The sequence below is a fragment of the Bradyrhizobium yuanmingense genome (genome assembly GCF_025200905.1).
Lineage (GTDB): Bacteria > Pseudomonadota > Alphaproteobacteria > Rhizobiales > Xanthobacteraceae > Bradyrhizobium > Bradyrhizobium yuanmingense.
The window spans coordinates 4,420,717-4,445,326 of sequence record NZ_CP104173.1; the positions used below are offsets into that span (position 1 = coordinate 4,420,717).

The following is a 24,610-nucleotide window of genomic DNA, read 5'->3' on the forward strand; positions in this document are numbered from 1 at the left end:
TGAGGCGGATTCGGTTGCGGCGAATTTGCATCAGTGGGAACCCACGCAACCGCTCGCAGCGTCGCGGGGCAGTCATCGATCACACCTAGGCTCTCCGTTCGCGACTTGGGGAAAACAGTCAGATGATGGAGCGTAACGTGAGCAGAACAAGAATTGCGGCCACCGCGATTGGTCTCGCCGGCGCGCTGGCGGCCTCGCAGGCCCAGGCCCAGTCGGCAAGCAGCAGCGAGCAGGAGATCGCGCTGTTGAAGCAGCAGTTGAAGATGCTCGAGCAGAAGCTCGACAAGCTGCAGAGCCAGACCGCGGCGAACACGGCGGCCACAGCAAAGGCGAAAGTCGAGGCCAAGGCAGAGGCAAAGGCCGAGGCGCGCGCGGAGGCAAAGGCCGCGGTGGCCAATGCCAACGCGGCAATCCCCGTCAAGGGGCCGGCGCCGGCGTCCGGCGTCGTCGTGACGATGCCGAACAACCGGCCGACGATCTGCACCGCCGACCAAGCCAACTGCGTCGCCATCACCAGCCGCCTGCATTGGGATGTCGGCGGCTATGACTATCGTCCCAACACCGCGGCCACCGTGCCGCAAAAGCTCGATAGCGGCCAGAACGTCCGCCGCGCGCGCATCGGTGTCACCGGCAAGTTCTTCCACGATTGGAATTTCGCACTGGTCTACGATTTCGGCGGCTCGTCCGACGGATTTGGCGGCGCCGCGCCGGGATCGCTGCCCGGCGGCGGCGTCTCCGGCGTCGAGAACGCCTATATCAGTTATACCGGCCTGAAGCCGTTCGGCGGCAAGATGGCGATCGAGGCCGGCATCATGGACCTGCCCTACACCATGGATGAAGCCACGAGCTCCAACGACATCATGTTCATGGAGCGCGCCTCGCCCGGCGTGATCGCGACCAACATCGCTGCCGGTGACTTCCGTTCCGCAGCCGGTGCGCGCTGGTTCAACGACCAGCTCTGGATCGGCGGCTATGTCACGGGGCCGACGACCGGTGCGATCCATTCCGCCTCGAGCGCGGCGCCGCCCGGCACCAGCGAGCAATATGGTGCCGTGGCGCGCGTAGCCGGCAATCCGATCAGCACCAAGGACTACTCGGTGCATATCGGCGCCAATGCGCAATGGCTGATCCAACCGCCGCGCAATCTGATCGCCAACACCCAGACGGTCACGCTCAGCGATCGTCCGGAATTGCGGCTCGACCCGACCACGCTGATCTCGACCGGCGCTATCGCCAATGCCTCGGGCGCGCAGGTCTACAGCGTCGAGGCGGCGGCGACCTACGGTCCGTTCATCGTCCAGGGCGAGTATTTCTGGTACAATGTCGATCGCACCGCCAACACCGCCGTGCCGCTGACGGGTGCACCGAGCCTGAAATTCCAAGGCGGCTACGCGCAGGCCGGCTATGTGCTGACCGGCGAAGGCCGCTCCTACAATGCGGCGAACGCGGCCTATAGTGGCGTCAAGCCGGCACATCCGTTCTCGCTCGACGGCGGCGGCTGGGGCGCGTGGGAGATCGCAGGACGGTTCTCGACGATCGACCTCAACGATCAGCTCGCGACCGCGAGCGGCGTCGCAGGCGGCCGGCAGACCGTCTATACGCTCGCGCTCAACTGGTACGTCAACGGCAACGTGCGCTTCATGCTCGATTATCTGCACGGCACGGTGTCGCGACAGGCCTCGCCGATCTCGACCGCCGACGTCGGCTCGAAGTTCGACGCGGTCGCGATGCGCACGCAGTTCGCGTTCTAGAGCATGATCCGGAAAAGTGTGAAGCGGTTTTCCGAAAAGATCATGCTCAAACAAAAACCTAAAGCGCGATCGCGCTTTAGAACGCGCTCGTTCGGGAGCGGCAGCGTCCGCTCCCGAACGATCACGCCGCGCGCTTCTTCTTGACGACCACGGGCGGCGGCGCGCAGGACAACCGCTCCTGGTGGCTCTCGCCCCAGGCCTTCAGGATGTCGATCACGGGCCTCAGGCTCTCGCCCAGCTCGGACAGGCAATACTCCACGCGCGGCGGCACCTCGGCATAGACCTTGCGGATGACGAGCCGGTCTTCCTCCAGCGCGCGCAGCTGCTTCGTCAGCATGCGCTGGGTGATGCCAGGCATCCGGCGGCGCAATTCGCCGAAGCGCTGGGTGCCGCTCTGCAGGTGGTAGAGGATCACGCCCTTCCACTTGCCGTCGATCAGGTCCAGCGTCGCCTCGACCGAGCAGCCTGGACGGCGGGCGAAGTTACGGCGTTTCATGCGGCTTTTTCCCAATAGTATCCAAACAGGGACTATATCCCCAAATTTACAGTACTTGCCAAATCGGAGCTAGAGCGACAGTTAGGGCAGCGGGCGAACAAAGCCATCTGATGGAGACACGCCATGAAAGCCGTCGGCTACAAGAAATCGCTTCCGATCGAGGACGCGGAATCACTGTTCGATTTCGAGACCGCTAAACCCGACCCCAAAGGGCGCGACATCCGCGTCGCGGTGAAAGCGATCTCGGCCAATCCGGTCGACTACAAAGTGCGCAAGCGCGCCGCCCCGCCCGAGGGCGAGACGAAAATCCTCGGCTACGACGCGGCCGGCGTGGTCGATGCGGTCGGGTCTGAGGTCACGCTGTTCAAGCCAGGGGACGAGGTGTTCTACGCGGGCTCGATCCTGCGCCAGGGCACCAACGCCGAATTCCATCTGGTCGACGAGCGCATCGTCGGCGCCAAACCGAAGAGCCTGTCGTTCGCCCAAGCCGCCGCTCTTCCCCTCACCTCGATCACCGCCTGGGAGCTGCTGTTCGACCGGCTCGGTGCGGTGCCGGGCAAGAGCGTCGATCCGCGCACGCTGTTGATCACCGGCGGCGCCGGCGGCGTCGGCTCGATCCTGATCCAGCTCGCCCGCCGCCTCACCGGGCTGACGGTGCTCGCCACCGCGACACGGCCGGAGTCGCAGAAATGGTGCCTCGATCTCGGCGCGCATGCGGTGATCGACCATGGCAAGCCGATGAAGGAGCAGATCGAGAAATTGAAGCTGCCGCCGGTTGCGCTGGTGGCCAGCCTCACCTTTACCGACCAGCACTACAAGGCGATCGCGGAATTCATGGCACCACAGGGCAAGTTCGGCCTGATCGACGATCCCCCGGAGTTCACGATTGCCGCATTCAAGGGCAAGGCAATCTCGGTGCATTGGGAATCGATGTTCACGCGCTCCTCGTTCCAGACGCCTGACATGATCGCGCAGCATCATCTGCTCAATGATGTCGCCGACCTCATCGACAAGGGCGTGTTGCGCACCACACTCGACCAGACCTTCGGCACGATCAACGCAGCCAACCTGAAGCGCGCGCACACGCTGCTCGAGAGCGGCAAGTCGCGAGGCAAGATCGTGCTGGAGGGGTGGTAGGCTAAGGCTTCGTCGGGTGGGCAAGGCGCGCTTGCGCAGTGCCCACCATCTCTCTCTAGTCGCGACAATGGTGGCACGCTTCGCTTTGCCCACCCTACGGCACCGGTGTCCCTTCAACGAACAACAGCCGCCGCTCCAGCGCCGTCTGCCGCAACTTGAGCGCTTCGGCATATTCCGGCGAGGCGTACCATTCCTTCAGCCGCGCCATCGACGCGAATTCGACGATGATAATGGCCTTCGGCGGCAAATTGCCTTCGGCAAGCTCGGCCTTGCCGCCGCGGACGAGATAGCGCCCGCCGTACTGCGCGACCGTCCTGGCGGCAAGTGCGCGATAGGTTTTGAAGTCCTCGGGGTCGCGCACCTCGACCTCGGAGATCACATAGGCCGCCATGCGCCTCGCCTCAGGCGATGGTGTTGACGATGCCGCCCTCGGCGCGCAGCGCTGCGCCGTTGGTGGCGGATGCCTCCTTCGAGGCGACATAGACCACCATATTGGCGATCTCGTCGACGCTGGCGAAGCGCTGCAGCAGCGAGCTCGGGCGATGCTGCTTGACGAAGTTGGCGGCGGCTTCATCCACGGACTGGCCGTTCTGCTTCGCGAGATCCTTGACGAACGTCTCGACGCCTTCCGACATGGTCGGGCCCGGCAGCACGGAATTGACGGTGACGCCGGTGCCAGCGGTGAGCTGCGCCAGGCCGCGCGCGACCGAAAGCTGGGCCGTCTTGGTCATGCCGTAGTGGATCATCTCGACGGGAATGTTGAGCCCGGATTCCGAGGAGATGAAGACGATGCGGCCCCAGTTGCGCGCGAGCATGCCCTTCATGTAGGCGCGCGACAGGCGCACGCCGCTCATCACATTCACCTCGAAGAATCGGCTCCAGTCCTCGTCGGGGATGTCGAAGAAATCCTTGGGCTCGAAGATGCCGGCATTGTTGATGAGGATGTCGACCTCGGGCAGCGCCGCAACGAGTGCCTTGCAGCCTGCCGCGGTCGAGACGTCGGCCGCGATGCCGCGGACCTTGGCGCCCGTCCCTTCCAGCCTGCGCACCGCCGCATCGACCTTGTCCTGGCCGCGGCCGTTGATCACGACGCTGGCGCCGGAGCCGGCGAGCCCCCTGGCGATGGCGTGGCCGATGCCGGCGGTCGAGCCGGTGACGAGGGCGGTTTTTCCGGAAAGGTCGATCTTCATGCGATATCTCCATGGATGCGGATGGAGATATCGGAAGCGGCTCCCTTAGCTGCAATCGGGGCTCACCGACGCGTGAGGAGCGTGAATGGGGGGCACGGCGCGCCAAGAGAGCGCCTTTGTCCACCCGACCGTTCCAACAAAAAAGCGGCGCCAAAGGCGCCGCTCTTGAAACGTCATGCCGATCGGGCTTTACGCCGCCTCGGCTTCCTTCTCCTGCACCGGGCCGGAATCCTGGCCCTTGGCGTCGACGTCGCGATCGACGAACTCGATCACGGCCATCGCGGCGTTGTCGCCGTAGCGGAAGCCGGCCTTGATGATGCGGGTGTAGCCGCCCTGGCGGTCCTTGTAGCGGGTCGCCAGCGTGTCGAATAGCTTCTTGACCATGTCGACGTCGCGCAGCTCGGAGATGGCCTGACGGCGCAGCGACAGGCCGCCCTTCTTGCCGAGGGTGACGAGCTTCTCGACGATCGGGCGAAGCTCCTTGGCCTTGGGCAGCGTGGTGACGATCTGCTCGTGCTTGATCAGCGCGGCCGCCATGTTGGCGAACATCGCCTTGCGGTGCTCGGCCGTGCGGTTGAGCTTCCGATGAACCTTGCCGTGACGCATGTGTGTAGTCCTTCTTCGATTGTGTCGCGGTGGTTCAGCGACTGGTTTTCAGGTGGGCTTCCTGCGTTCGCCCTAGGCTGCGAGTGGCGAATGGTGAGTAGCGAATAGATCTTCTTCCCCTACTCGCCACTCCCTACTCGCCATTCGCTCAGTAATGATCCTCGAAGCGCTTGGCGAGCTCGTCGATGTTCTCCGGCGGCCAGCCCGGCACTTCCATGCCGAGGTGCAGACCCATCTGGGCCAGCACTTCCTTGATCTCGTTCAGCGACTTGCGGCCGAAGTTCGGGGTGCGGAGCATTTCCGCCTCGCTCTTCTGCACGAGGTCGCCGATGTAGACGATGTTGTCGTTCTTCAGGCAGTTGGCCGAACGCACCGACAGCTCGAGCTCGTCCACCTTCTTGAGGAAGGCCGGGTTGAAGGCGAGGTCCGGGATGATCTCCTGGGCGACTTCCTTGCGCGGCTCTTCGAAGTTGACGAACACGTTGAGCTGATCCTGCAGGATGCGGGCGGCGTAGGCCACCGAGTCATCCGGCGTGATCGCGCCGTTGGTCTCGATCGTCATGGTCAGCTTGTCGTAGTCGAGGATCTGGCCCTCGCGGGTGTTCTCGACCTTGTAGGAGACCTTGCGGACCGGCGAGTACAGGCTGTCGACCGGGATCAGGCCGATCGGCGCATCCTCGGGACGGTTGCGCTCGGCGGGCACGTAGCCCTTGCCGGTCGAGACCGTGAACTCCATGCGGATCTCGGCGCCCTCGTCGAGCGTGCAGATCTGCAGATCGGGGTTGAGCACGACCACATCGCCGACCGTCTGAATGTCGCCCGCGGTGACGACACCCGGGCCCTGCTTCTTCACGACCATGCGCTTGGGGCCCTCGCCCTGCATCTTGATCGAGATGTCCTTGATGTTGAGCACGATGTCGGTGACGTCCTCACGGACGCCCGCGATCGAGGAGAACTCGTGCAGCACGCCGTCGATGTGCACCGACTGCACCGCCGCGCCCTGGAGCGAGGAGAGCAGGATGCGGCGCAGCGCATTGCCGAGGGTCTGGCCGAAGCCACGCTCGAGCGGCTCGGCGACGATGGTCGCGAAACGCGAGGAATCGCTGCCGGGCGTGACCTGGAGCTTGTTCGGCCGAATCAGTTCTTGCCAATTTTTCTGGATCGTCACTGTTTCACCCATACAGGCCAGTCAATTTGACGGTGCAAATACTGGCGTTGGAGAAAGGCCGCAGATCATTCCCGCGGCTTCTTGCAAAGTCGCCGCGGGCGCCGACGCGCCCGCAGCTCGTCAAAATCAAACGCGCCGACGCTTGCGGGGACGGCAGCCGTTGTGCGGGATCGTGGTCACGTCGCGGATCGAGGTGACGGTGAAGCCGGCAGCCTGGAGCGCGCGGAGCGCCGATTCGCGGCCCGAACCGGGACCGGCGACCTCGACTTCCAGCGTGCGCATGCCGTGCTCCTGCGCCTTCTTGGATACGTCCTCGGCGGCAACCTGCGCGGCATACGGGGTCGACTTGCGCGAGCCCTTGAAGCCCATCGTGCCGGCCGAGGACCAGGCGATCGTATTGCCCTGCGCGTCGGTGATGGTGATGGTCGTGTTGTTGAACGACGAGTTCACATGCGCGACGCCGGAGGCGATGTTCTTGCGCTCACGACGACGAACGCGGGTGGCTTCCTTGCCCATTGAGTCCCTTTCCTGAAGATCTCAAACGCCGCCGTAATGCCAGCGGCTACACCTATGGAAGCGAATAGCGAGTAGCGAGTGGCGAATAGGGAAGCCCCCTACTCGCCACTCGCCACGTCCAATTCGCCAGTTTACTTCTTCTTGCCGGCGATGGCCTTGGCCGGGCCCTTGCGCGTGCGCGCATTGGTGTGGGTCCGCTGACCGCGCACCGGCAGACCGCGACGATGACGCAGGCCGCGATAGCAGCCGAGGTCCATCAGACGCTTGATGTTGATGCCGACCTCGCGACGCAGGTCGCCCTCGACGAGATAGTCGCGGTCGATCACTTCGCGGATCTGGAGCACTTCGGCGTCGCTGAGCTGATTGACGCGACGATCCACGGGGATCTTCACCTTCTCGAGGATCTCACCAGCGATCTTCTGGCCGATGCCATGGATGTACTGGAGCGCGATCAGCACGCGCTTGTTGGTGGGAATGTTCACGCCGGCAATACGGGCCACGGCCTTCTCTCCTGTTGCCGATCCCTCGTCAGGGCTCGGGCTTTAAGTGCTTGCTTTCTCGGGCAGGTGTTCACAAACGCGAACACGACGCCCACCCCCGGTCTTCCTGGGGCCCGGCATCGTCTGAAACTATCCGACTTGGATGCGGGGCTTATTAGGGGATTCCGGGGGCTTTCGTCAACCGCTGCTAGCGCTTGGCTCGCTTTTTCGTGACCTTTTTTGCGGCCTTTTTGGCACCCTTTTTGACCGACTTCTTGGCTGCTTTCTTGACGGTTTTCTTGGTGGCTTTCTTGGAGGCTTTCTTGGCCGCCTTCTTTGGGCCTTTCACCGCCGATTTGGCGGCCTTTTTAGCCGATTTGACGCCCTTTTTGGCCGTTTTTGCCGGCCTTGCCGCCGCCTTCTTCCCCGCCTGGGCCTTTTTAGCCGGCGCCGCCTTGGCGGCGCTCCGGGCATGCGTCTTGGGCTCGACCGCCCCCAGAGCCAGCAGCTGGCGGTGGATGGCGCGGGTGACCTCGTCGATGGTCATCATGCCGTCGATGGTCGAGAGCTTCCGCCGCTCGGAATAATAGTGAATCAGCGGTTCCGTCTGGCTGCGATAGCTGGCCAGCCGCTTGGTCAGGACCTCCGGGGTATCGTCGAGCCGGACCTCCTCGCCGCGCTCCCGCATCTGGGCGACGCGGGTCTCGACGCGGCTCAGGAGCGCGCTCTCATTGACCCGGAGCTCGATCACGGCGTCCAGCTTGAGGTGCTTGCGCTTGAGCAGCTCATCCAGCGCCTCGGCCTGCGGCACGGTGCGGGGGAAACCGTCGAGGATGAAACCGCTCTTGGCGTCCGGCTGCTCGATGCGGTCGGAAATGATTCCCACCACGACGTCATCGGGCACGAGGCCGCCGCTCGCCATGATCTCCTTGGCCTTCAACCCGACCGGGGTGCCGGCCGCAACCGCGGCACGCAGCATCTCGCCAGTCGAGAGCTGGACGATGCCATAGCGCTGCACCAGGAGCTGGGCCTGGGTCCCCTTGCCCGACCCCGGCGGTCCCAGAAGTATAATTCTCATCGGCGTACGCCCCCCGGATTGGTGAGCGACACCTCGCGCACCTGCGTTTTGATATCAAGAACGGTGCAAACCACAACCAGCACTGCACCACCATTGACGACCATACTATAAGGCAGCCCGATCCCGTAAAGCTCGAACACCTCTGGAATCAACTGCAACGCCGTCAGGTAGACGGCTCCGACGACTGTCGTCAATGACACGACGCGATCGAGATAGTCCGCGGTGGCCTCGCCGGGAGCGACACCGGGAATTGCGCCCTCATGGCGGGTCAGGGATTTGGCGGTGTATTCGGGATCGATCACATAAGCAGTGTAGACGAAGGCGAGCACGAACACGGCGATCGACACGAGAATGAGGTGCGCCGGCTGCCCCAGCTGGAGATGCCGTAGGTTGCGGCAACCAGGGGATGATCGCCTCCCAGGATGAAGCCCGCAAAGGCAAGCGGCAGATAGAATATCCACGGCGCCACGGTGACGGGAATCACGAACCCGGCGCTGTTGAGCTTGATCGGCAGTACTGCATCGCGCACAGGCAGTTGCCGCGTACCGACGCTTTGTGCTGCGAACTGGACCCGGATATTTCGCCGCGCACCTTCGACAAGCACGATCACGACGACGATCGCGATCCAAAACACGACATGGCCGAGCACAAGATTGCCCGAGATCGTCCCGCTCCTCACGAGATCCGCGATACCGGCAATGTTTTGCGGAACGGCGACGATGAAGCCGGCACTCAAGATCAGCGCCAAGCCATTGCCGATGCCGTAGCGGGTCATCTGTTCGCTGAGCCACACCAGCACGACGACGCCGCCGACCATCGAGGCCGTAGCCGTCGTCACGAACCAGCCGTCGGGATTTTTGACGAGGCCCGGGATCGACGTCAGTGCCGAGGCGATGCCGTAGGCCTGAAAGGCCGCAATTCCGAGTGTGAGCCCGAGCGTGGCACGTGCGATCTTACGCCGTCCGCCCTCGCCGGATCGTTCGAGCGAACTCAGGCCGCGCCACACCATGGACAGCAGCCGGATCAAGATTGCCGCAGTCAGATAGGGAATGAGGCCGAGCGCAAAGATCGAAAGCCGGGAGACGAGATCCAGCGCCGGCGAGACGTCGGAGAGATTCAGTCCCGCAATCGGGATCTGCGTGCCGAGCCTGAAAAGGAGCAGCGCGCCGATCGTGAAAGCGATTCGGCGCGCGAGCTCCCTGCTCATCTACGGCGGCCCCGCAGCTTGGACTTGCGGATCAGACCTTCATACTGGTGCGCCAGCAGATAGCCCTGGACCTGCGCCACCGTGTCCATGGTGACGCTGACGACGATCAGCAGCGAGGTGCCGCCGAAATAGAACGGCACCGAAGCGTAGGAGATCAGGATTTCCGGGATCAAGCAGACGATGGCGAGATAAATCGCACCCAGCACGGTGATGCGCGACAGCACATAGTCGATGTATTCCGCGGTGCGTTCGCCCGGGCGAATGCCGGGAATGAAACCGCCGTGCTTCTTCAGATTGTCCGCCGTCTCGGTCGGGTTGAACACGATCGCGGTGTAGAAGAAGGCGAAGAACACGATCAGCGCCAGATACATGATCAGGAACAGCGGACGGCCATGGCCGAGCTGTGTCGTGATCCACTGGAACCATTCCGGCCCGCTACCCGTGTTGAAGTTCGCAACCGTCGTCGGCAAGAGGAGCAGCGAGGATGCGAAGATCGGCGGGATCACGCCGGAGGTGTTGAGCTTGAGCGGCAGATGCGAGGACTGGCCCTCGAACATCTTGTTGCCGACCTGGCGCTTCGGATACTGGATCAAGAGGCGGCGCTGGGCGCGCTCCATGAAGACGATGAAGGCGATCACGACGACGGCCATGATGATGACGACCAGGATCAGGCCGGTCGACATCGCGCCCTGACGGCCGAGCTCGAGCATGCCGGCGAGTGCCGCGGGCAACTCGGCGACGATGCCGGCCAGAATGATCAGCGAAATGCCGTTGCCGATGCCGCGCGAGGTGATCTGCTCGCCGAGCCACATCAGGAACATGGTGCCGCCGGTCAGCGTGATAGAGGTCGAGAGCAGGAAAAACAGTCCAGGTTCGCTGACGACATTGCCGGCGCCCTGAAGTCCTACCGCGATGCCGTAGGACTGGAACGCGGCCAGGATCACCGTGAGATAGCGGGTATACTGATTCAGCGTCTTGCGGCCGGCTTCGCCTTCCTTTTTCAGCGCTTCGAGCTGCGGCGACACCGTGGTCAACAGCTGGATGATGATGGAGGCCGAGATATACGGCATGATGTTCAGCGCGAAGATCGCCATGCGGTTGATGCCGCCGCCGGCGAACATGTTGAACATGCCGAGGATGCCGCCGGCCTGCGAGCGGAACACCTGTTCCCAGGCGCTCGGGTCGATGCCGGGCAGCGGAATGTAGGTCCCGAGCCGATAAACGAGCAGCGCACCCAGGGTGAACCAGATGCGCTTCTTCAGTTCGTCGGCCTTGGCAAACGCGCCGAAATTGAGATTGGCTGCCAGTTGTTCCGCTGCAGAGACCATCTTGGACTTTCTCCCGCCGCCTATTGCGCCGTTGATGCCCGCGGCCGGGCTGAATTAGCGGACGCCGGACATTATCTGGGGCTCGGCTTCGATAAGTCCACGTCCCGCATGCGTAAAGGCCCGCGCGCCGCGGGCCAATGACGCAGTTGTTACGCCGCCTCGCCTTCTTCCTTGGGCTGGGCGAGGATCTTCACCGAGCCGCCGGCCTTCTCGACCGCAGCGATCGCGGTCTTGCTGGCGCCGTGCACTTCGATGTTGAGCTTGGACTTGAGCTCGCCTCGGCCGAGCAGCCGCAGGCCGCCCTTGGCGCGGCGCAGCACGCCGCCTTTCACCAGGGCCTCGACATTGACGACGCTGCCGGCGTCGATCTTCTTGGCGTCGACCGCTTCCTGGAGCCGGTCGAGATTGATCTCGGCGAACTCGACGCGGAAGATGTTGTTGAAGCCGCGCTTGGGCAGACGGCGATGCATCGGCATCTGGCCGCCTTCGAAACCCTTGATGCGCACGCCCGAACGCGCGGTCTGGCCCTTGCCGCCGCGGCCGGACTGCTTGCCCTTGCCGGAACCGATGCCGCGGCCGACGCGCATACGCTTCTTGCGCGAGCCGGCGTTGTCGGCGATATCGCTGAGCTTCATCGCCCTTCTCCTTGTGTCTTGCGCACGATCTTCACCGAAAACCGCTTCCCGCTCTCCGGGACCGTGCGCCTTTGCTTACTTCTCGTCGATGATGCGGACGAGATGGTGAACCTTCTCGATCATGCCGCGGACCGCCGGGGTATCCGGCAGTTCGCTGGTGCGGCCGATCTTGTTGAGCTTGAGCCCGATCAGGGTCGAACGCTGCGAGTGATGGCGGCGGATCGCGCTGCCGGTCTGCTCGACCTTGATCGTCTTTGCGGTCTTGGCCATGGGAGTCTACTCCGAAAAGCTTCCGTTAGTCGGCGGCCGCCTCGGCATCGCCGCCGATACGACGGGACTGGAGGGTGGACACCTTGATGTTGCGGCGGGCTGCGACCGAACGCGGCGAATCCTGGTGCTTGAGCGCGTCGAAGGTCGCGCGCACCATGTTGTACGGGTTCGACGAGCCGATCGACTTCGCCACCACGTCCTGGACGCCGAGCGTCTCGAACACGGCGCGCATCGGGCCACCGGCGATGATGCCGGTACCGGCCGGAGCTGCACGCAGATAGACACGGCCCGCGCCATGACGGCCGGCGATGTCGTGATGGAGCGTGCGGCCCTCGCGCAGCGACACCCGCGTCAGGTTGCGCTTGGCGGACTCGGTCGCCTTGCGGATCGCCTCAGGCACTTCGCGCGCCTTGCCGTGACCGAAGCCGGCGCGGCCCTTCTGGTCGCCGATCACGACCAGCGCTGCGAAACCGAAGCGCTTGCCGCCCTTGACGACCTTGGCCACGCGGTTGATGTGGACGAGCTTGTCGACGAACTCGCTGTCGCGCTCCTCGCGCTCCCTGCGTTCACGTCCGCCGCCGCGTTGATCGCGTCCACCACGTTGTTCGCGTTCTGCCATTTTTCTAATCCTTCAGAGACTTACGCCTCAATCCTCAAATTCTGTTAGAAGCTCAGCCCACTCTCACGCGCTGCATCGGCAAGAGCCTTGACGCGCCCGTGATAGAGATAGCTGCCGCGATCGAACACGACTTCCTTGACACCCTTCTCTGCAGCGCGCTCAGCCAGCAGCTTGCCGACCGCCTTCGCCGCATCGATGTCGGCGCCGGTCTTGCCGCCGTCGCGCATCGACTTCTCGAGCGACGAAGCAGAGGCCAGCGTCTCGCCCTTCAGGTCATCGATGACCTGGGCGTAGATGTGCTTGGAAGAGCGGAACACCGACAGGCGCGGACGGCCGCCGGCGGAACGGCGCAGCTTCAGCCGCACACTCCGCTTGCGCCGGGCATTCGTAACCTTGGCTTTCGACATGACCGGCTCCGTTACTTCTTCTTGCCTTCCTTGCGGAAGATGAATTCGCCCACATACTTCACGCCCTTGCCCTTGTAGGGCTCCGGCGGACGATAGGAGCGGATCTCGGCGGCGACCTGGCCGACGCGCTGGACGTCGCTGCCCGCCACCGTGATCTCGGTCGGCTTCGGCACGGTGATCGTGATCCCCTCGGGGATCGGGTAGATCACGTCATGGCTGTAGCCGAGCGCGAGCTGCAGGTTCTTGCCCTGCATCGCGGCGCGATAGCCGACGCCGGTGATCTCGAGCTTCTTCTCGAAACCCTTGGTGACGCCTTCGACCAGATTCGCGACTTGGGCGCGAGCGGTGCCGTAGAGGGCCCGCGCGCGGTTGGTCTCGGTCCGCGGCTTGACCTTGACCTGGCCGTTCTCGAGCTTCACCTCGACGTCGTCGTGGACGACGAACTGAAGCTGGCCCTTCGGCCCCTTCATCTTGACGGTCTGCCCATCGACGGTCGCGGTCACACCCGACGGAACCGCCACAGGCCTTTTGCCAACTCGTGACATGGATGAAAAATCCTTCTCAGAACACCGTGAAGAGGACTTCACCGCCCACATTCGCGTCGCGCGCGCTGTGGTCGGCCATGATCCCCTTCGGCGTCGACAACACCGAAATGCCGAGACCGTTGTTCACCCGCGGCAGGTTCTTCACCGAGGCGTAGACTCTGCGCCCGGGCTTGGAAACCCGCTCAATCTCGCGAATGACGGGCTCGCCGTCGAAATACTTCAGCTCGATCTCGATCTCGCTGCGGCCCGAGGAGTGCTCGAGCGTGGCGTAACCGCGGATGTAGCCCTCAGCCTTCAGAACCTCGAGCACGTTCTCGCGCATCTTCGAGCCGGGCGTGGAGACCTTGGTCTTCGAACGCATCTGCGCGTTGCGGATACGGGTGATCAGATCGCTGATTGGATCGTGCGTAGACATCTAAACGACCCTCCTTACCAGCTGGACTTCACGAGGCCCGGGACCATGCCCTTGGAGCCAAGTTCGCGCAGCGCGATACGGGACAGCTTGTTCTTGCGATAGTTCGAGCGCGGACGGCCCGACAGCTCGCAACGCAGGCGGATGCGGGTCGCCGACGAGTTGCGCGGCATTTCCGCCAGCTTCAGTGTCGCGGCGAACCGCTCCTCCATCGGCAGCGTCTTGTCGGCGATGATCGCCTTCAACCGCTCGCGCTTGGCGGCGGCGTTCTTCACCATCCGCTTGCGCCGGTTGTTCTTCTCGACTGAACTCTTCTTTGCCATGCTTGGCTCCTGGGTATCCGCGTTTGAGAGGCTCTAAGTCAGCGTCTCACTGCCGGAACGGGAAATTGAAAGCGGTCAACAAGGCCCTCGCCTCTTCGTCGGTCTTGGCCGTGGTGCAGACGGTGATGTCCATACCGCGGGCTTCCGTGACCTTGTCGAAGTCGATCTCGGGGAAAATGATGTGCTCCTTGATGCCGAGCGAGTAGTTGCCGCGGCCGTCGAAGCTCTTCGGGTTCAGGCCGCGGAAGTCGCGCACGCGCGGCAGCGCGACGTTCACCAGGCGATCGATGAACTCGTACATGCGGGCCTTGCGCAGCGTGACCTTGCAGCCGATCGGCTGGTTCTCACGCAGTTTGAAGGTCGCGATCGCAATGCGCGAATAGGTGACGATCGCCTTCTGGCCGGCGATCTGGGTCAATTCGGCAGCGGCGGTCTCGGCCTTCTTGCGGTCGTTGACGGAATCGCCAACGCCCATGTTCAGCACGACCTTGTCCAGGCGCGGAACCTGCATGACATTCTCGTAACCGAACTTCTCGGTCAGAGCCGTGCGGATCTTCGCGTCATATTCCGCGCGCAGGCGCGGCGTGTAAGCGGCCTCAGCCATCGATCTCAGCTCCCGAGCTCTTGGCGATGCGGACCTTCTTGCCGTCCGCCAGAATCTTGAATCCGACGCGGGTCGGCTTTCCGTCCTTGCCGACATACGCGATGTTGGACAGTTGGATCGGCGCCTCTTTCGAGATGATGCCGCCCTCCTGGGCCTGCGTCTGCTTCTGGTGACGCTTGACCATGTTGATGCCGCGCACCAGCGCGGTGCCGGCGTCGGGGCGAACCTCGAACACTTCGCCGGTGCGGCCCTTGTCGCGGCCGGTCAGCACGACGACCTTGTCGCCCTTGCGGATCTTCGCAGCCATCACAGCACCTCCGGCGCGAGCGAGATGATCTTCATGTGGTTCTTGGCGCGCAGCTCGCGCGGCACGGGCCCGAAGATACGGGTGCCGACCGGCTCGGACTGGTTGTTGATCAGCACGGCGGCGTTGCGGTCGAAACGGATGACCGAGCCGTCGGCGCGGCGGATGTCCTTGCGGACGCGCACCACGACGGCCTTCATCACGTCGCCCTTCTTCACCTTGCCACGCGGAATGGCTTCCTTGATCGACACGACGATGATGTCGCCGATCGTGGCGTAGCGGCGCTTGGAGCCTCCGAGCACCTTGATACACATGACACGGCGTGCGCCAGAATTGTCGGCCACGTCGAGGTTGGTCTGCATCTGAATCATTGATGCACCTCGTCCTCTTTCTCTTTGCGCCAGCCCAGCCGGCGCTCAACATTTCCCTGAAGTCAGTCGGCTAAAGCCAACAGATCAGGCGCTTTTCTTGTGTTCGCCCCGGATCACGACCCAGCGCTTCAACTTCGAAATCGGCTTCGTTTCCTCGATCCACACCATGTCGCCCGGCTTGAACTGGTTGCTCTCGTCGTGCGCGTGGTAGTTCTTCGAACGGCGGATCGTCTTCTTGTAGATCGGGTGCGTGAAGCGGCGGTCGACGCGCACCACGATGGTCTTGGCTTGCTTGTCGCTGACGACCACGCCCTGCAAAGTACGTTTCGGCATCTTCGTAAGCCTCTTACTTCTTCTTCGCGCGCGTCTGCGCGGCGATGGTCTTGATCCGGGCGATGTCGCGGCGGGCCTCGCGCAGGCGCGAGGTGTTCTCGAGCTGCCCGGTGGCGCGCTGGAAGCGCAGGTTGAAGCGCTCCTTCTTCAGGTTCAGGATGGCCTCATCCTGCTGGTCGGGGCTCATCGCGCGGATGTCTTCGATCTTCATCTGTGCCATGGCCATTACTCCGCAATGCGCTCGACGAAGCGCGTCTTGATCGGCAGCTTGGCGGCCGCCAGGGTCAGCGCCTCACGCGCCGTCTGGGTGTTGACGCCATCGATCTCGAACAGCACCCGGCCCGGCTTGACGCGCGCGACCCACAATTCCGGCGAACCCTTGCCGGAGCCCATGCGGACTTCGGCCGGCTTCTTCGACACCGGAACGTCGGGGAACACGCGGATCCAGACGCGGCCGGCGCGCTTCATGTGGCGGGTCAGCGCGCGGCGGGCGGCTTCGATCTGGCGCGCGGTGACGCGCTCAGGCTCGGTCGCCTTCAGGCCGAACTGGCCGAACGCCAACGTCGCGCCCGAAGACGCAACGCCGTGGATGCGGCCCTTATGCGCCTTCCGGAACTTCGTTTTCTTAGGTTGCATCATGGCTTTAAGCCCTCAAATTCCTGTCTGGCCTTAGGCAGCGGCCGTCTCGCGGCGCTGACGGCCACCGCGGTCGCCACTGCCGCCGGTCTCGCCTTCGGCCATTCTCTTGTCCTGGGCCATCGGATCGTGCTCGAGGATCTCGCCCTTGAAGATCCAGACCTTGACGCCGCAGGTGCCGAAGGTCGTGAACGCGGTCGCAACGCCGTAGTCGATGTCGGCACGCAGCGTGTGCAGCGGCACGCGGCCTTCGCGGTACCACTCCATGCGCGCGATTTCCGCACCGCCCAGACGTCCCGAGCAGTTGATGCGGATGCCCTCCGCGCCGAGACGCATTGCCGACTGCACGGCGCGCTTCATGGCACGGCGGAACGCCACGCGGCGCTCGAGCTGCTGCGCGATCGATTCGGCCACCAGCGTCGCATCGAGCTCCGGCTTGCGGATCTCGACGATGTTGATGACGACGTCGGACGAGGTGATGTCCGCGACCCTCTTGCGCAGCTTGTCGATGTCGGCGCCCTTCTTGCCGATCACCACGCCCGGACGGGCCGAGTGGATGGTGACGCGGCACTTCTTGTGCGGACGCTCGATCACGATGCGGGCGACGGCCGCCTGCTTGAGCTCCTTGTGCAGGATCTCGCGGATCTTGACGTCCTCGTGCAGCAGCTTGCCATATTCCTGCTTGCCGGCGAACCAGCGGGAATCCCAGGTCCGGTTGATGCCGAGACGCAGACCGATCGGATTGATCTTTTGACCCATCGTGTTCTCCTGCGCCCTTAAGCGGCGGCTTCAGCTTCGACCTGACGAACGATGATCGTCAGCTGCGAAAACGGTTTGTAGACACGGCCCGAGCGGCCGCGGCCGCGGGCGGCGAAGCGCTTCATCACGAGGCCATTGCCGACGAAGGCCTGCGCCACGACGAGATCGTCGACGTCGAGGTCGTGGTTGTTCTCGGCGTTGGCGATCGCCGATTCCAGGCACTTCTTCACGTCGACCGCGATCCGCTTGCGCGAAAACTGCAGGTCGGCGAGCGCGGCAGACGCCTTCCGGCCGCGAATGAGCTGGGCGACCAGGTTGAGCTTCTGCGGGCTCACCCGCAGCATCCGGGCGACCGCCTTGGCCTCGTTGTCGGCGAGGCTCCGTTCGCGCTTAGGTTTGCTCATCGTTTAATCCTCAAGCCTTCTTGGCTTTCTTGTCGCCGGAGTGGCCATGGAAGGTCCGGGTCGGCGAGAACTCGCCGAACTTGTGACCGACCATTTCCTCGTTCACGGCCACCGGCACGTGCTTCTGACCGTTGTAGACGCCGAAGGTCAGGCCGACGAATTGCGGCAGGATCGTCGAGCGACGGCTCCAGATCTTGATGACGTCGTGACGGCCGGACGCGCGCGCGGCATCTGCCTTCTTGAGCAGAGAACCCTCGACGAACGGGCCCTTCCAGACTGAACGAACCATGTCCGGCGTTCCTTACTTCTTCCGCTTGTGGCGGCTTAGGAGAATGAATTTGTTGGTCGACTTGTTGGTGCGGGTCTTCTTGCCCTTGGTCGGCTTGCCCCACGGGGTGACCGGGTGGCGGCCGCCCGAGGTACGACCTTCACCACCGCCGTGCGGATGGTCGATCGGGTTCATCGCGACACCGCGGTTGTGCGGCCTGCGGCCCATCCAACGCTTGCGACCGGCCTTGCCGATCGAGGTGTTCATGTGATCCGGGTTCGACACCGCGCCGATCGTGCCGCGGCAACGACCGTGCACCAGGCGCTGCTCGCCCGAATTCAGGCGGATGATGACGTAGTCCTGGTCGCGGCCGACGAGCTGGGCGTAGGTGCCGGCGGAACGCGCCAGCTGGCCGCCCTTGCCGATCTTGACCTCGATGTTGTGGATGATCGTGCCGACCGGCATGTTGCCGAGCGGCATGACGTTGCCCGGCTTCACGTCGACGTAATTGCCGGCGATGATCGTGTCACCCACCGCCAGGCGCTGCGGCGCCAGGATGTAGGCCTGCTCGCCGTCCTGATACTTGATCAGGGCGATGAAACCGGTGCGATTGGGATCATACTCGAGACGCTCGACGGTCGCGGGCACGTCGATCTTCTCACGCTTGAAGTCGACCGTACGCAGCGTCTGCTTGTGACCACCGCCGCGGAAGCGCACGGTGATGCGGCCGGTGTTGTTGCGGCCGCCCGAGGACTTCTTGCCTTCGGTGAGCGCCTTGACCGGCTTGCCCTTGTAGAGGGCCGAACGATCGACCATGACCAGCTGGCGCTGGCCCGGCGTCGTGGGATTGAATGTCTTCAGTGCCATCGTCGTACGACCTTACAGACCGGTGGTGACGTCGATCCGGTGACCCTCTTCGAGGGTCACGATCGCGCGTTTGCTGTTCGACTGCGAGCCGATGGTGCCGCGGAAGGCCTTGACCTTGCCCTTGCGGACCAGCGTGTTGACGCTCTTGACCTTGACGTCGAACAGCTTCTCGATCGCTTCCTTGATCTGCGGCTTGGTCGCCTTGGCGGCCACCTTGAACAGCACCTTGTTGTGCTCCGAGGCGATCGTCGCCTTTTCGGTCACGACCGGCGACAGGATCACGTCGTAGTGGCGAGGCTCGATGTTCTTGCTCATTTGAAGCGCGCCTCCAGCGCATCGATGGCGGCCTTGGTCAGAACGAGCTTCTGACGGCGCAGGATGTCATAGACGTTGATGCCCTGGATCGGCAGCACGTCCATGTTCGGGATGTTGCGAGCCGCAGCGGCGAAGCCGTTGTTGAGCTCGGCACCGTCGATGATCAGCGCGTTGGTGAGGCCGAGGCCCGAGAAGTGGCCGAGCAGCGCCTTGGTCTTGGCGGCTTCCAGCGCGGCCTTCTCGATCACGACGAGATCGCCGTCCTTGGCCTTGGCCGAGAGCGCATGCTTCAGAGCGAGCGCACGGACCTTCTTCGGCAGGTCGGTGGCGTGCGAACGCACCACCGGACCGAAGGCACGACCGCCGCCGCGGAACTGCGGCACGCGGGCCGAGCCGTGACGAGCACCGCCGGTGCCCTTCTGCTTGTACATCTTCTTGCCGGTGCGCCAAATCTCGGCGCGGCCCTTGGCCTTGTGCGTGCCGGCCTGGCGCTTGTTGAGCTGCCACTGCACGCAGCGCGCGATGATGTCCTCGCGCGGCTCGAGGCCGAAAATGGCGTCGGACAGCTGGACGGAGCCGGCTTCCTTACCTTCGAGGGTGGTGACCTTCAATTCCATCTCACGCCTCCTGCGCAGCCGGAGCGGCTTCCGCGTCGCCAGCAACCTTGAACTTGCCGGGCTTCGGGGCTTCCTTCGGCAGCGGCTTCTTGACGGCGTCGCGCACGCGGATCCAGCCGCCCTTGGAGCCGGGAACGGCGCCTTCGACGAGGATCAGGCCGCGCTCGACATCGGTCTGGACGACGCGAAGGTTGAGCGTGGTGATGCGGTCGACGCCCATGTGGCCGGGCATCTTCTTGTTCTTCCAGGTCTTGCCGGGGTCCTGACGGCCACCGGTCGAACCGATCGAGCGGTGCGAGATCGACACACCGTGCGTGGCGCGCAGACCGCCGAAGTTCCAGCGCTTCATGCCGCCGGCGAAGCCCTTACCGACCGAGGTGCCGGTGACGTCGACGAACTGGCCGACGACGAAGTGGTCGGCCTGGATCTCGGCGCCGACCGGGATCATGGCGTCCGCGGTCACGCGGAATTCCTCGACCCGGCGCTTCGGCTCGACCTTGGCGACCGCGAACTGGCCGCGCTCGGCCTTCGGCATGTAGACGGTCTTGCGGCTGCCCGAACCGAGCTGGAGCGCGACGTAACCGTTCTTCTCTTCGGTGCGGTGGCCTACGACCTGGCAATTGCCGAGCTTCAGCACGGTCACGGGGATATGTTCGCCGGCCTCCGTGAAGACCCGCGTCATCCCGACCTTTTGTGCGATCACTCCGGAGCGCATCGGCTTGCTTCCTGTTCTCTTTGTCCGCTTTTGGCGAACGGGATCCAAAATCTTAGAGCTTGATCTCGACGTCGACACCGGCGGCCAGGTCGAGCTTCATCAAAGCATCGACGGTTTGCGGGGTCGGATCGACGATGTCGAGCAGGCGCTTGTGAGTGCGCATCTCGAACTGTTCGCGGCTCTTCTTGTCGACGTGGGGCGAACGGTTGACGGTGAACTTCTCGATGCGGGTGGGCAGCGGAATGGGTCCGCGGACCTGCGCGCCGGTGCGCTTCGCCGTGTTCACGATCTCACGGGTCGACGTATCGAGGATACGATGGTCGAACGCCTTGAGACGGATACGAATGTTTTGGCCGTTCATTGCCGAATCTTTCTTAGTGAGTGGCGAGTAGCGAATAGCGAATAGAAACTATTCGCCACTCGCCATTCCCTATTCGCGTTGTTACTCGATGATCGAGGCGACGACGCCGGCGCCGACAGTGCGGCCGCCTTCGCGGATCGCGAAGCGGAGCTTCTCTTCCATCGCGATCGGCACGATCAGGTGCACTTCCATCGCGATGTTGTCGCCCGGCATCACCATCTCGGTGCCTTCCGGCAGGTGCACGACACCGGTCACGTCGGTGGTGCGGAAGTAGAACTGCGGACGGTAGTTGGTGAAGAACGGGGTGTGGCGACCGCCCTCTTCCTTGGTGAGGATGTAGGCCTCGGCCTTGAACTTGGTGTGCGGCTTGACCGAACCCGGCTTGGCCAGAACCTGGCCGCGCTCGACGTCTTCGCGCTTGGTGCCGCGGAGCAGCGCGCCGATGTTGTCGCCGGCCTGGCCCTGATCGAGCAGCTTGCGGAACATTTCGACGCCGGTGACGGTGGTCTTCTGGGTGGCGCGGAGACCGACGATCTCGATTTCCTCGCCGACCTTGACGACGCCGCGCTCGACACGGCCGGTCACGACGGTGCCGCGGCCCGAGATCGAGAACACGTCTTCAACCGGCATCAGGAACGGCTGGTCGATCGGACGCTCCGGCTGCGGGATGTACTCGTCGACGTTCTTCATCAGCTCGAGGATGGCGTCGTGGCCGAGCTTCTTGTCGGAGTCTTCGAGAGCGGCGAGCGCCGAACCCTTGATAATCGGGATCTTGTCACCGGGGAATTCGTACTTGGAGAGCAGCTCGCGGACTTCGAGCTCGACGAGTTCGAGCAGCTCCGGATCGTCGACCATGTCGCACTTGTTGAGGAACACGACGAGCGCGGGCACGCCGACCTGGCGGGCGAGCAGGATGTGCTCGCGGGTCTGCGGCATCGGGCCGTCAGCGGCCGACACGACCAGGATCGCGCCGTCCATCTGGGCAGCGCCGGTGATCATGTTCTTGACGTAGTCGGCGTGGCCGGGGCAGTCGACGTGGGCGTAGTGGCGGTTCGGCGTCTCGTACTCGACGTGCGCGGTCGAGATGGTGATGCCGCGGGCCTTCTCTTCCGGCGCCTTGTCGATCTGGTCGTACGCGGTGAACGTCGCACCGCCGGCTTCGGCGAGAACCTTGGTGATCGCCGCGGTCAGCGACGTCTTGCCATGGTCGACGTGACCGATGGTGCCGATGTTGCAGTGCGGCTTGGTACGTTCAAACTTTGCTTTGGCCATTTGACTCTCCGTTCAATCGTCAGCTTTCAACCGACGACAATCAGGCAAACTTCTTCTGGACTTCTGCCGACACGTTGGCCGGCGCTTCTGCGTAGTGATCGAACTGCATGGTGAAGGTCGCGCGACCCTGGCTCATCGAGCGCAGATTGTTCACGTAACCGAACATGTTCATGAGCGGCACCATCGCGTTGATGACGTTGGCGTTGCCGCGCATGTCCTGCCCCTGGATCTGACCGCGCCGGGAATTCAGGTCGCCGATGACCGAGCCGGTGTAGTCTTCCGGGGTCACCACCTCGACCTTCATGATCGGCTCGAGCAGGACCGACTTGCCCATCTGCAGCGCTTCGCGGAAGCAGGCGCGCGAGGCGATTTCGAAGGCGAGCGCCGACGAGTCGACGTCGTGATACTTGCCGTCGACGAGCTGCACCTTGACGTCGACCACGGGGAAGCCCGCGACCACGCCGGACGACAGCACGCTCTCCAGGCCCTTCTCGACGCCCGGGATGTATTCCTTCGGCACCGCGCCACCGACGATCTTCGATTCGAACTCGAAGCCCTTGCCGGCTTCGTTCGGCTCGACGATGAACGACACGGCCGCGAACTGGCCGGTACCGCCGGTCTGCTTCTTGTGGGTATAGCTGTGCTCCACCCGCTTGGTGATGCGCTCACGGAACGCCACCTGCGGCGCGCCGATGTTGGCGTCGACCTTGTAGGTGCGCTTGAGGATGTCGACCTTGATGTCGAGGTGGAGTTCGCCCATGCCCTTGAGGATGGTCTGGCCGGACTCGTGGTCGGTCGACACGCGGAAGGACGGATCCTCCGCGGCGAGCTTGGCCAGCGCCACGCCCAGCTTCTCCTGGTCGGCCTTGGACTTCGGCTCGATCGCGATCTCGATGACCGGCTCGGGGAACTCCATCTTCTCCAGGATCACCTGCTTGTCGGGATCGCACAGCGTGTCACCGGTGCGCGCTTCCTTCAGACCGGCCAGCGCGACGATGTCGCCGGCATAGGCTTCCTTGATGTCCTCGCGGTTGTTCGCATGCATCAACAGCATGCGCCCGATCCGCTCCTTCTTCTCGCGGGTCGAGTTCACGACGCCGGTGCCGCTCTGCAGGATGCCGGAATAGATGCGGCAGAAGGTGATGGTGCCGACGAACGGGTCGTCCATGATCTTGAACGCGAGCAGCGCCAGCGGCTCCTTGTCGTCCGCCTTGCGCACGACCTCGTTGCCCTTGTCGTCGGTGCCCTTGATCGCGGGCACGTCGAGCGGCGACGGCAGATAGTCGACCACGGCGTCGAGCAGCGGCTGCACGCCCTTGTTCTTGAAGGCCGAGCCGCACAGCACGGGATAAAACGCGCCGGTCAGCACCGCCTTGCGGATCAGGCGCTTCAGGGTCGCCTCGTCCGGCTCCTTGCCATCGAGATAGGCGGCCATGGCATCGTCGTCGAGCTCGACGGCGGCTTCCACCATCTTCTCGCGGTATTCCTTGGCCTGGTCGGCAAGGTCTTCCGGAATATCGACATAATCGAACTTGGCGCCGAGCGATTCATCGTTCCAGACGACGCCCTTCATCTTCACGAGGTCGACGAGACCCTTGAAGTTGTTCTCGGCACCGATCGGAAGCTGGATCGCGACGGGCTTGGCGCCCAGACGGTCGACAATGTCCGCCAGACACTTGAAGAAGTCGGCACCGATCTTGTCCATCTTGTTGGCGAAGACGATGCGCGGAACCTTGTACTTGTCGCCCTGGCGCCAGACGGTCTCGGTCTGGGGCTCGACGCCCTGGTTGGAGTCGAGCACGCAGACGGCGCCGTCGAGCACGCGGAGCGAACGCTCGACTTCGATGGTGAAGTCGACGTGACCGGGCGTGTCGATGATGTTCAGGCGCTTGCCGTTCCAGAACGCGGTGGTCGCAGCCGAGGTGATCGTGATGCCACGCTCCTGCTCCTGCTCCATCCAGTCCATCGTCGCGGCACCTTCGTGCACTTCGCCGATCTTGTGGCTCTTGCCGGTGTAATAGAGGATGCGCTCGGTCGTCGTGGTCTTGCCGGCGTCGATATGCGCCATGATACCGAAGTTACGGTAGTCCTCGATGGCATGTTGGCGGGGCATGGGTCGTTCCTTGCGAGTCCGAGTGTGTCGCCGTTACCAGCGGTAGTGCGAGAAGGCGCGGTTGGCTTCCGCCATGCGGTGCACGTCTTCGCGCTTCTTGACGGCGTTCCCCCGGTTGTTCGATGCGTCCAAGAGCTCCGCCGAGAGCCGCTCGGTCATGGTCTTCTCGTTGCGCTCGCGCGCAGCCGCGATCAGCCAGCGAATGCCGAGCGCCTGCCGGCGGGTCGAGCGGACCTCGACCGGAACCTGGTAGGTCGCGCCGCCGACGCGGCGGGAGCGGACCTCGATGGTCGGCATGACGTTCTCGAGCGCCTGCTCGAACACGCCGAGCGGGTTCTGCTTGGTCTTGGATTCGATGATGCCGAACGCACCATAGACGATGCCTTCCGCAACCGACTTCTTGCCGGCGTACATCACCGAGTTCATGAACTTCGTGACGATGATGTTCCCGAACTTCGGATCCGGAAGAACTTCGCGCTTTTCCGCAGAGTGGCGACGAGACAT

The 24,610-nt window shown here is 63.7% G+C and carries 37 protein-coding genes; 2 read left to right on the forward strand and 35 right to left on the reverse strand.

Going from position 1 to position 24,610, the window contains the following annotated elements; genetic code table 11:
• The first annotated feature begins 137 nt into the window (after window positions 1–137).
• Window positions 138–1,751 carry an OprO/OprP family phosphate-selective porin gene (locus N2605_RS20770; protein ID WP_225185621.1) on the forward strand — a complete coding sequence of 538 codons (1,614 nt, stop codon included), beginning with the start codon at window positions 138–140 and terminating at the stop codon, window positions 1,749–1,751.
• A gap of 121 nt (window positions 1,752–1,872) precedes the next feature.
• On the opposite strand, the gene N2605_RS20775 is transcribed toward N2605_RS20770, so the two are convergent.
• Window positions 1,873–2,247: a winged helix-turn-helix transcriptional regulator gene (locus tag N2605_RS20775; RefSeq protein WP_036011060.1), complete on the reverse strand. Its 375-nt coding sequence runs from the start codon at window positions 2,245–2,247 to the stop codon at window positions 1,873–1,875.
• Between the two features lie 123 nt (window positions 2,248–2,370).
• Between N2605_RS20775 and N2605_RS20780 the strand changes: the two genes are divergently transcribed.
• Window positions 2,371–3,384, forward strand: a complete 1,014-nt coding sequence (locus N2605_RS20780) for a zinc-binding alcohol dehydrogenase family protein (protein ID WP_225113224.1) — start codon at window positions 2,371–2,373, stop codon at window positions 3,382–3,384.
• A gap of 94 nt (window positions 3,385–3,478) precedes the next feature.
• On the opposite strand, the gene N2605_RS20785 is transcribed toward N2605_RS20780, so the two are convergent.
• The 34 genes from N2605_RS20785 to rpsG all read right to left on the reverse strand — a co-directional run bounded on the left by N2605_RS20785 (window position 3,479) and on the right by rpsG (window position 24,610).
• A complete protein-coding gene (locus tag N2605_RS20785; protein ID WP_057029639.1) occupies window positions 3,479–3,775 on the reverse strand; it encodes a DUF1330 domain-containing protein in 297 nt (98 codons plus the stop codon).
• 10 nt (window positions 3,776–3,785) lie between these two features.
• Window positions 3,786–4,574 (reverse strand): SDR family NAD(P)-dependent oxidoreductase, encoded by a 789-nt coding sequence (locus tag N2605_RS20790; RefSeq protein WP_260342528.1) that lies wholly within the window; start codon window positions 4,572–4,574, stop codon window positions 3,786–3,788.
• A gap of 189 nt (window positions 4,575–4,763) precedes the next feature.
• Entirely contained in the window at window positions 4,764–5,180 is a 417-nt protein-coding gene (gene rplQ / locus N2605_RS20795) for a 50S ribosomal protein L17 (RefSeq protein ID WP_025036979.1), read from the reverse strand.
• A gap of 148 nt (window positions 5,181–5,328) precedes the next feature.
• On the reverse strand, window positions 5,329–6,360 hold the full coding sequence (locus N2605_RS20800) for a DNA-directed RNA polymerase subunit alpha (RefSeq protein ID WP_036011050.1): 1,032 nt from the start codon (window positions 6,358–6,360) through the stop codon (window positions 5,329–5,331).
• A gap of 114 nt (window positions 6,361–6,474) precedes the next feature.
• On the reverse strand, window positions 6,475–6,864 hold the full coding sequence (gene rpsK, locus N2605_RS20805; protein WP_007603045.1) for a 30S ribosomal protein S11: 390 nt from the start codon (window positions 6,862–6,864) through the stop codon (window positions 6,475–6,477).
• A 131-nt stretch (window positions 6,865–6,995) separates the two neighbouring features.
• Entirely contained in the window at window positions 6,996–7,364 is a 369-nt protein-coding gene (gene rpsM / locus N2605_RS20810; protein WP_008549231.1) for a 30S ribosomal protein S13, read from the reverse strand.
• A 187-nt stretch (window positions 7,365–7,551) separates the two neighbouring features.
• Window positions 7,552–8,421, reverse strand: coding sequence for an adenylate kinase (locus tag N2605_RS20815; protein ID WP_057029636.1), 870 nt, complete (start codon window positions 8,419–8,421; stop codon window positions 7,552–7,554).
• On the reverse strand, window positions 8,418–8,768 hold the full coding sequence (locus N2605_RS20820; protein WP_260342619.1) for a hypothetical protein: 351 nt from the start codon (window positions 8,766–8,768) through the stop codon (window positions 8,418–8,420). Before N2605_RS20820 ends, N2605_RS20815 begins: the two co-directional genes overlap by 4 nt.
• A complete protein-coding gene (locus tag N2605_RS20825) occupies window positions 8,720–9,628 on the reverse strand; it encodes a hypothetical protein (RefSeq protein WP_260342621.1) in 909 nt (302 codons plus the stop codon). The genes N2605_RS20820 and N2605_RS20825 overlap by 49 nt, the downstream gene beginning before the upstream one ends.
• On the reverse strand, window positions 9,625–10,956 hold the full coding sequence (gene secY, locus N2605_RS20830; protein WP_036011045.1) for a preprotein translocase subunit SecY: 1,332 nt from the start codon (window positions 10,954–10,956) through the stop codon (window positions 9,625–9,627). Before secY ends, N2605_RS20825 begins: the two co-directional genes overlap by 4 nt.
• 149 nt (window positions 10,957–11,105) lie before the next feature.
• On the reverse strand, window positions 11,106–11,591 hold the full coding sequence (rplO, locus tag N2605_RS20835; RefSeq protein ID WP_036011044.1) for a 50S ribosomal protein L15: 486 nt from the start codon (window positions 11,589–11,591) through the stop codon (window positions 11,106–11,108).
• A gap of 75 nt (window positions 11,592–11,666) precedes the next feature.
• Window positions 11,667–11,861, reverse strand: coding sequence for a 50S ribosomal protein L30 (gene rpmD, locus N2605_RS20840; RefSeq protein WP_225147670.1), 195 nt, complete (start codon window positions 11,859–11,861; stop codon window positions 11,667–11,669).
• Window positions 11,862–11,886: 25 nt separating this feature from the next.
• Complete coding sequence (rpsE, locus tag N2605_RS20845) at window positions 11,887–12,480, reverse strand: 30S ribosomal protein S5 (RefSeq protein WP_025036985.1); 594 nt, start codon at window positions 12,478–12,480, stop codon at window positions 11,887–11,889.
• Window positions 12,481–12,524: 44 nt separating this feature from the next.
• Window positions 12,525–12,887, reverse strand: coding sequence for a 50S ribosomal protein L18 (gene rplR, locus N2605_RS20850; RefSeq protein WP_024342458.1), 363 nt, complete (start codon window positions 12,885–12,887; stop codon window positions 12,525–12,527).
• Window positions 12,888–12,898: 11 nt separating this feature from the next.
• Window positions 12,899–13,432 carry a 50S ribosomal protein L6 gene (gene rplF, locus N2605_RS20855; protein WP_036011036.1) on the reverse strand — a complete coding sequence of 178 codons (534 nt, stop codon included), beginning with the start codon at window positions 13,430–13,432 and terminating at the stop codon, window positions 12,899–12,901.
• 16 nt (window positions 13,433–13,448) lie between these two features.
• Window positions 13,449–13,847, reverse strand: a complete 399-nt coding sequence (rpsH, locus tag N2605_RS20860) for a 30S ribosomal protein S8 (protein ID WP_024342456.1) — start codon at window positions 13,845–13,847, stop codon at window positions 13,449–13,451.
• Window positions 13,848–13,861: 14 nt separating this feature from the next.
• Complete coding sequence (gene rpsN / locus N2605_RS20865; RefSeq protein WP_028137018.1) at window positions 13,862–14,167, reverse strand: 30S ribosomal protein S14; 306 nt, start codon at window positions 14,165–14,167, stop codon at window positions 13,862–13,864.
• A 46-nt stretch (window positions 14,168–14,213) separates the two neighbouring features.
• Window positions 14,214–14,771, reverse strand: a complete 558-nt coding sequence (gene rplE / locus N2605_RS20870; RefSeq protein ID WP_025036988.1) for a 50S ribosomal protein L5 — start codon at window positions 14,769–14,771, stop codon at window positions 14,214–14,216.
• Window positions 14,764–15,078, reverse strand: a complete 315-nt coding sequence (rplX, locus tag N2605_RS20875) for a 50S ribosomal protein L24 (protein ID WP_011088142.1) — start codon at window positions 15,076–15,078, stop codon at window positions 14,764–14,766. Before rplX ends, rplE begins: the two co-directional genes overlap by 8 nt.
• On the reverse strand, window positions 15,078–15,446 hold the full coding sequence (gene rplN, locus N2605_RS20880) for a 50S ribosomal protein L14 (protein ID WP_007603030.1): 369 nt from the start codon (window positions 15,444–15,446) through the stop codon (window positions 15,078–15,080). The genes rplX and rplN overlap by 1 nt, the downstream gene beginning before the upstream one ends.
• Before the next feature lie 84 nt (window positions 15,447–15,530).
• Entirely contained in the window at window positions 15,531–15,779 is a 249-nt protein-coding gene (gene rpsQ, locus N2605_RS20885) for a 30S ribosomal protein S17 (protein WP_024342452.1), read from the reverse strand.
• A gap of 13 nt (window positions 15,780–15,792) precedes the next feature.
• The gene (gene rpmC / locus N2605_RS20890; protein WP_025036989.1) at window positions 15,793–15,999 is read right to left on the reverse strand and encodes a 50S ribosomal protein L29; all 207 of its coding nucleotides are present in this window, start codon (window positions 15,997–15,999) and stop codon (window positions 15,793–15,795) included.
• A gap of 5 nt (window positions 16,000–16,004) precedes the next feature.
• Window positions 16,005–16,418, reverse strand: coding sequence for a 50S ribosomal protein L16 (gene rplP, locus N2605_RS20895; RefSeq protein WP_008136349.1), 414 nt, complete (start codon window positions 16,416–16,418; stop codon window positions 16,005–16,007).
• Window positions 16,419–16,448: 30 nt separating this feature from the next.
• Window positions 16,449–17,174 carry a 30S ribosomal protein S3 gene (rpsC, locus tag N2605_RS20900; protein WP_036011029.1) on the reverse strand — a complete coding sequence of 242 codons (726 nt, stop codon included), beginning with the start codon at window positions 17,172–17,174 and terminating at the stop codon, window positions 16,449–16,451.
• A 17-nt stretch (window positions 17,175–17,191) separates the two neighbouring features.
• Window positions 17,192–17,578 carry a 50S ribosomal protein L22 gene (rplV, locus tag N2605_RS20905; RefSeq protein WP_008549264.1) on the reverse strand — a complete coding sequence of 129 codons (387 nt, stop codon included), beginning with the start codon at window positions 17,576–17,578 and terminating at the stop codon, window positions 17,192–17,194.
• A 10-nt stretch (window positions 17,579–17,588) separates the two neighbouring features.
• Complete coding sequence (gene rpsS, locus N2605_RS20910) at window positions 17,589–17,867, reverse strand: 30S ribosomal protein S19 (protein WP_008136357.1); 279 nt, start codon at window positions 17,865–17,867, stop codon at window positions 17,589–17,591.
• Window positions 17,868–17,879: 12 nt separating this feature from the next.
• Window positions 17,880–18,713 (reverse strand): 50S ribosomal protein L2, encoded by an 834-nt coding sequence (rplB, locus tag N2605_RS20915; RefSeq protein WP_024342450.1) that lies wholly within the window; start codon window positions 18,711–18,713, stop codon window positions 17,880–17,882.
• 12 nt (window positions 18,714–18,725) lie between these two features.
• A complete protein-coding gene (locus N2605_RS20920; RefSeq protein WP_025036992.1) occupies window positions 18,726–19,028 on the reverse strand; it encodes a 50S ribosomal protein L23 in 303 nt (100 codons plus the stop codon).
• Window positions 19,025–19,645 carry a 50S ribosomal protein L4 gene (gene rplD / locus N2605_RS20925; protein WP_018647243.1) on the reverse strand — a complete coding sequence of 207 codons (621 nt, stop codon included), beginning with the start codon at window positions 19,643–19,645 and terminating at the stop codon, window positions 19,025–19,027. Before rplD ends, N2605_RS20920 begins: the two co-directional genes overlap by 4 nt.
• 1 nt (window position 19,646) lies before the next feature.
• A complete protein-coding gene (gene rplC / locus N2605_RS20930) occupies window positions 19,647–20,360 on the reverse strand; it encodes a 50S ribosomal protein L3 (RefSeq protein WP_025036993.1) in 714 nt (237 codons plus the stop codon).
• Window positions 20,361–20,412: 52 nt separating this feature from the next.
• Window positions 20,413–20,721, reverse strand: coding sequence for a 30S ribosomal protein S10 (gene rpsJ, locus N2605_RS20935; RefSeq protein ID WP_002712302.1), 309 nt, complete (start codon window positions 20,719–20,721; stop codon window positions 20,413–20,415).
• 81 nt (window positions 20,722–20,802) lie between these two features.
• Window positions 20,803–21,993, reverse strand: a complete 1,191-nt coding sequence (tuf, locus tag N2605_RS20940; protein WP_025036994.1) for an elongation factor Tu — start codon at window positions 21,991–21,993, stop codon at window positions 20,803–20,805.
• A gap of 40 nt (window positions 21,994–22,033) precedes the next feature.
• Entirely contained in the window at window positions 22,034–24,106 is a 2,073-nt protein-coding gene (fusA, locus tag N2605_RS20945) for an elongation factor G (RefSeq protein WP_036027596.1), read from the reverse strand.
• A gap of 33 nt (window positions 24,107–24,139) precedes the next feature.
• Complete coding sequence (rpsG, locus tag N2605_RS20950; RefSeq protein WP_018647239.1) at window positions 24,140–24,610, reverse strand: 30S ribosomal protein S7; 471 nt, start codon at window positions 24,608–24,610, stop codon at window positions 24,140–24,142.

What these genes read in the sequence shown, in the direction of transcription:
- N2605_RS20775 (WP_036011060.1), bottom strand. Translation starts at nt 2,247, where the DNA reads ATGAAACGCCGTAACTTCGCCCGCCGTCCAGGCTGCTCGGTCGAGGCG.
- N2605_RS20780 (WP_225113224.1), top strand. Translation starts at nt 2,371, where the DNA reads ATGAAAGCCGTCGGCTACAAGAAATCGCTTCCGATCGAGGACGCGGAA.
- N2605_RS20785 (WP_057029639.1), bottom strand. Translation starts at nt 3,775, where the DNA reads ATGGCGGCCTATGTGATCTCCGAGGTCGAGGTGCGCGACCCCGAGGAC.
- N2605_RS20790 (WP_260342528.1), bottom strand. Translation starts at nt 4,574, where the DNA reads ATGAAGATCGACCTTTCCGGAAAAACCGCCCTCGTCACCGGCTCGACC.
- rplQ (WP_025036979.1), bottom strand. Translation starts at nt 5,180, where the DNA reads ATGCGTCACGGCAAGGTTCATCGGAAGCTCAACCGCACGGCCGAGCAC.
- N2605_RS20800 (WP_036011050.1), bottom strand. Translation starts at nt 6,360, where the DNA reads ATGGGTGAAACAGTGACGATCCAGAAAAATTGGCAAGAACTGATTCGG.
- rpsK (WP_007603045.1), bottom strand. Translation starts at nt 6,864, where the DNA reads ATGGGCAAGGAAGCCACCCGCGTTCGTCGTCGTGAGCGCAAGAACATC.
- N2605_RS20815 (WP_057029636.1), bottom strand. Translation starts at nt 8,421, where the DNA reads ATGAGAATTATACTTCTGGGACCGCCGGGGTCGGGCAAGGGGACCCAG.
- N2605_RS20825 (WP_260342621.1), bottom strand. Translation starts at nt 9,628, where the DNA reads ATGAGCAGGGAGCTCGCGCGCCGAATCGCTTTCACGATCGGCGCGCTG.
- secY (WP_036011045.1), bottom strand. Translation starts at nt 10,956, where the DNA reads ATGGTCTCTGCAGCGGAACAACTGGCAGCCAATCTCAATTTCGGCGCG.
- rplO (WP_036011044.1), bottom strand. Translation starts at nt 11,591, where the DNA reads ATGAAGCTCAGCGATATCGCCGACAACGCCGGCTCGCGCAAGAAGCGT.
- rpmD (WP_225147670.1), bottom strand. Translation starts at nt 11,861, where the DNA reads ATGGCCAAGACCGCAAAGACGATCAAGGTCGAGCAGACCGGCAGCGCG.
- rpsE (WP_025036985.1), bottom strand. Translation starts at nt 12,480, where the DNA reads ATGGCAGAACGCGAACAACGTGGTGGACGCGATCAACGCGGCGGCGGA.
- rplR (WP_024342458.1), bottom strand. Translation starts at nt 12,887, where the DNA reads ATGTCGAAAGCCAAGGTTACGAATGCCCGGCGCAAGCGGAGTGTGCGG.
- rplF (WP_036011036.1), bottom strand. Translation starts at nt 13,432, where the DNA reads ATGTCACGAGTTGGCAAAAGGCCTGTGGCGGTTCCGTCGGGTGTGACC.
- rpsH (WP_024342456.1), bottom strand. Translation starts at nt 13,847, where the DNA reads ATGTCTACGCACGATCCAATCAGCGATCTGATCACCCGTATCCGCAAC.
- rpsN (WP_028137018.1), bottom strand. Translation starts at nt 14,167, where the DNA reads ATGGCAAAGAAGAGTTCAGTCGAGAAGAACAACCGGCGCAAGCGGATG.
- rplE (WP_025036988.1), bottom strand. Translation starts at nt 14,771, where the DNA reads ATGGCTGAGGCCGCTTACACGCCGCGCCTGCGCGCGGAATATGACGCG.
- rplX (WP_011088142.1), bottom strand. Translation starts at nt 15,078, where the DNA reads ATGGCTGCGAAGATCCGCAAGGGCGACAAGGTCGTCGTGCTGACCGGC.
- rplN (WP_007603030.1), bottom strand. Translation starts at nt 15,446, where the DNA reads ATGATTCAGATGCAGACCAACCTCGACGTGGCCGACAATTCTGGCGCA.
- rpsQ (WP_024342452.1), bottom strand. Translation starts at nt 15,779, where the DNA reads ATGCCGAAACGTACTTTGCAGGGCGTGGTCGTCAGCGACAAGCAAGCC.
- rpmC (WP_025036989.1), bottom strand. Translation starts at nt 15,999, where the DNA reads ATGGCACAGATGAAGATCGAAGACATCCGCGCGATGAGCCCCGACCAG.
- rplP (WP_008136349.1), bottom strand. Translation starts at nt 16,418, where the DNA reads ATGATGCAACCTAAGAAAACGAAGTTCCGGAAGGCGCATAAGGGCCGC.
- rpsC (WP_036011029.1), bottom strand. Translation starts at nt 17,174, where the DNA reads ATGGGTCAAAAGATCAATCCGATCGGTCTGCGTCTCGGCATCAACCGG.
- rplV (WP_008549264.1), bottom strand. Translation starts at nt 17,578, where the DNA reads ATGAGCAAACCTAAGCGCGAACGGAGCCTCGCCGACAACGAGGCCAAG.
- rpsS (WP_008136357.1), bottom strand. Translation starts at nt 17,867, where the DNA reads ATGGTTCGTTCAGTCTGGAAGGGCCCGTTCGTCGAGGGTTCTCTGCTC.
- rplB (WP_024342450.1), bottom strand. Translation starts at nt 18,713, where the DNA reads ATGGCACTGAAGACATTCAATCCCACGACGCCGGGCCAGCGCCAGCTG.
- N2605_RS20920 (WP_025036992.1), bottom strand. Translation starts at nt 19,028, where the DNA reads ATGAGCAAGAACATCGAGCCTCGCCACTACGACGTGATCCTGTCGCCG.
- rplD (WP_018647243.1), bottom strand. Translation starts at nt 19,645, where the DNA reads ATGGAATTGAAGGTCACCACCCTCGAAGGTAAGGAAGCCGGCTCCGTC.
- rplC (WP_025036993.1), bottom strand. Translation starts at nt 20,360, where the DNA reads ATGCGCTCCGGAGTGATCGCACAAAAGGTCGGGATGACGCGGGTCTTC.
- rpsJ (WP_002712302.1), bottom strand. Translation starts at nt 20,721, where the DNA reads ATGAACGGCCAAAACATTCGTATCCGTCTCAAGGCGTTCGACCATCGT.
- tuf (WP_025036994.1), bottom strand. Translation starts at nt 21,993, where the DNA reads ATGGCCAAAGCAAAGTTTGAACGTACCAAGCCGCACTGCAACATCGGC.
- fusA (WP_036027596.1), bottom strand. Translation starts at nt 24,106, where the DNA reads ATGCCCCGCCAACATGCCATCGAGGACTACCGTAACTTCGGTATCATG.
- rpsG (WP_018647239.1), bottom strand. Translation starts at nt 24,610, where the DNA reads ATGTCTCGTCGCCACTCTGCGGAAAAGCGCGAAGTTCTTCCGGATCCG.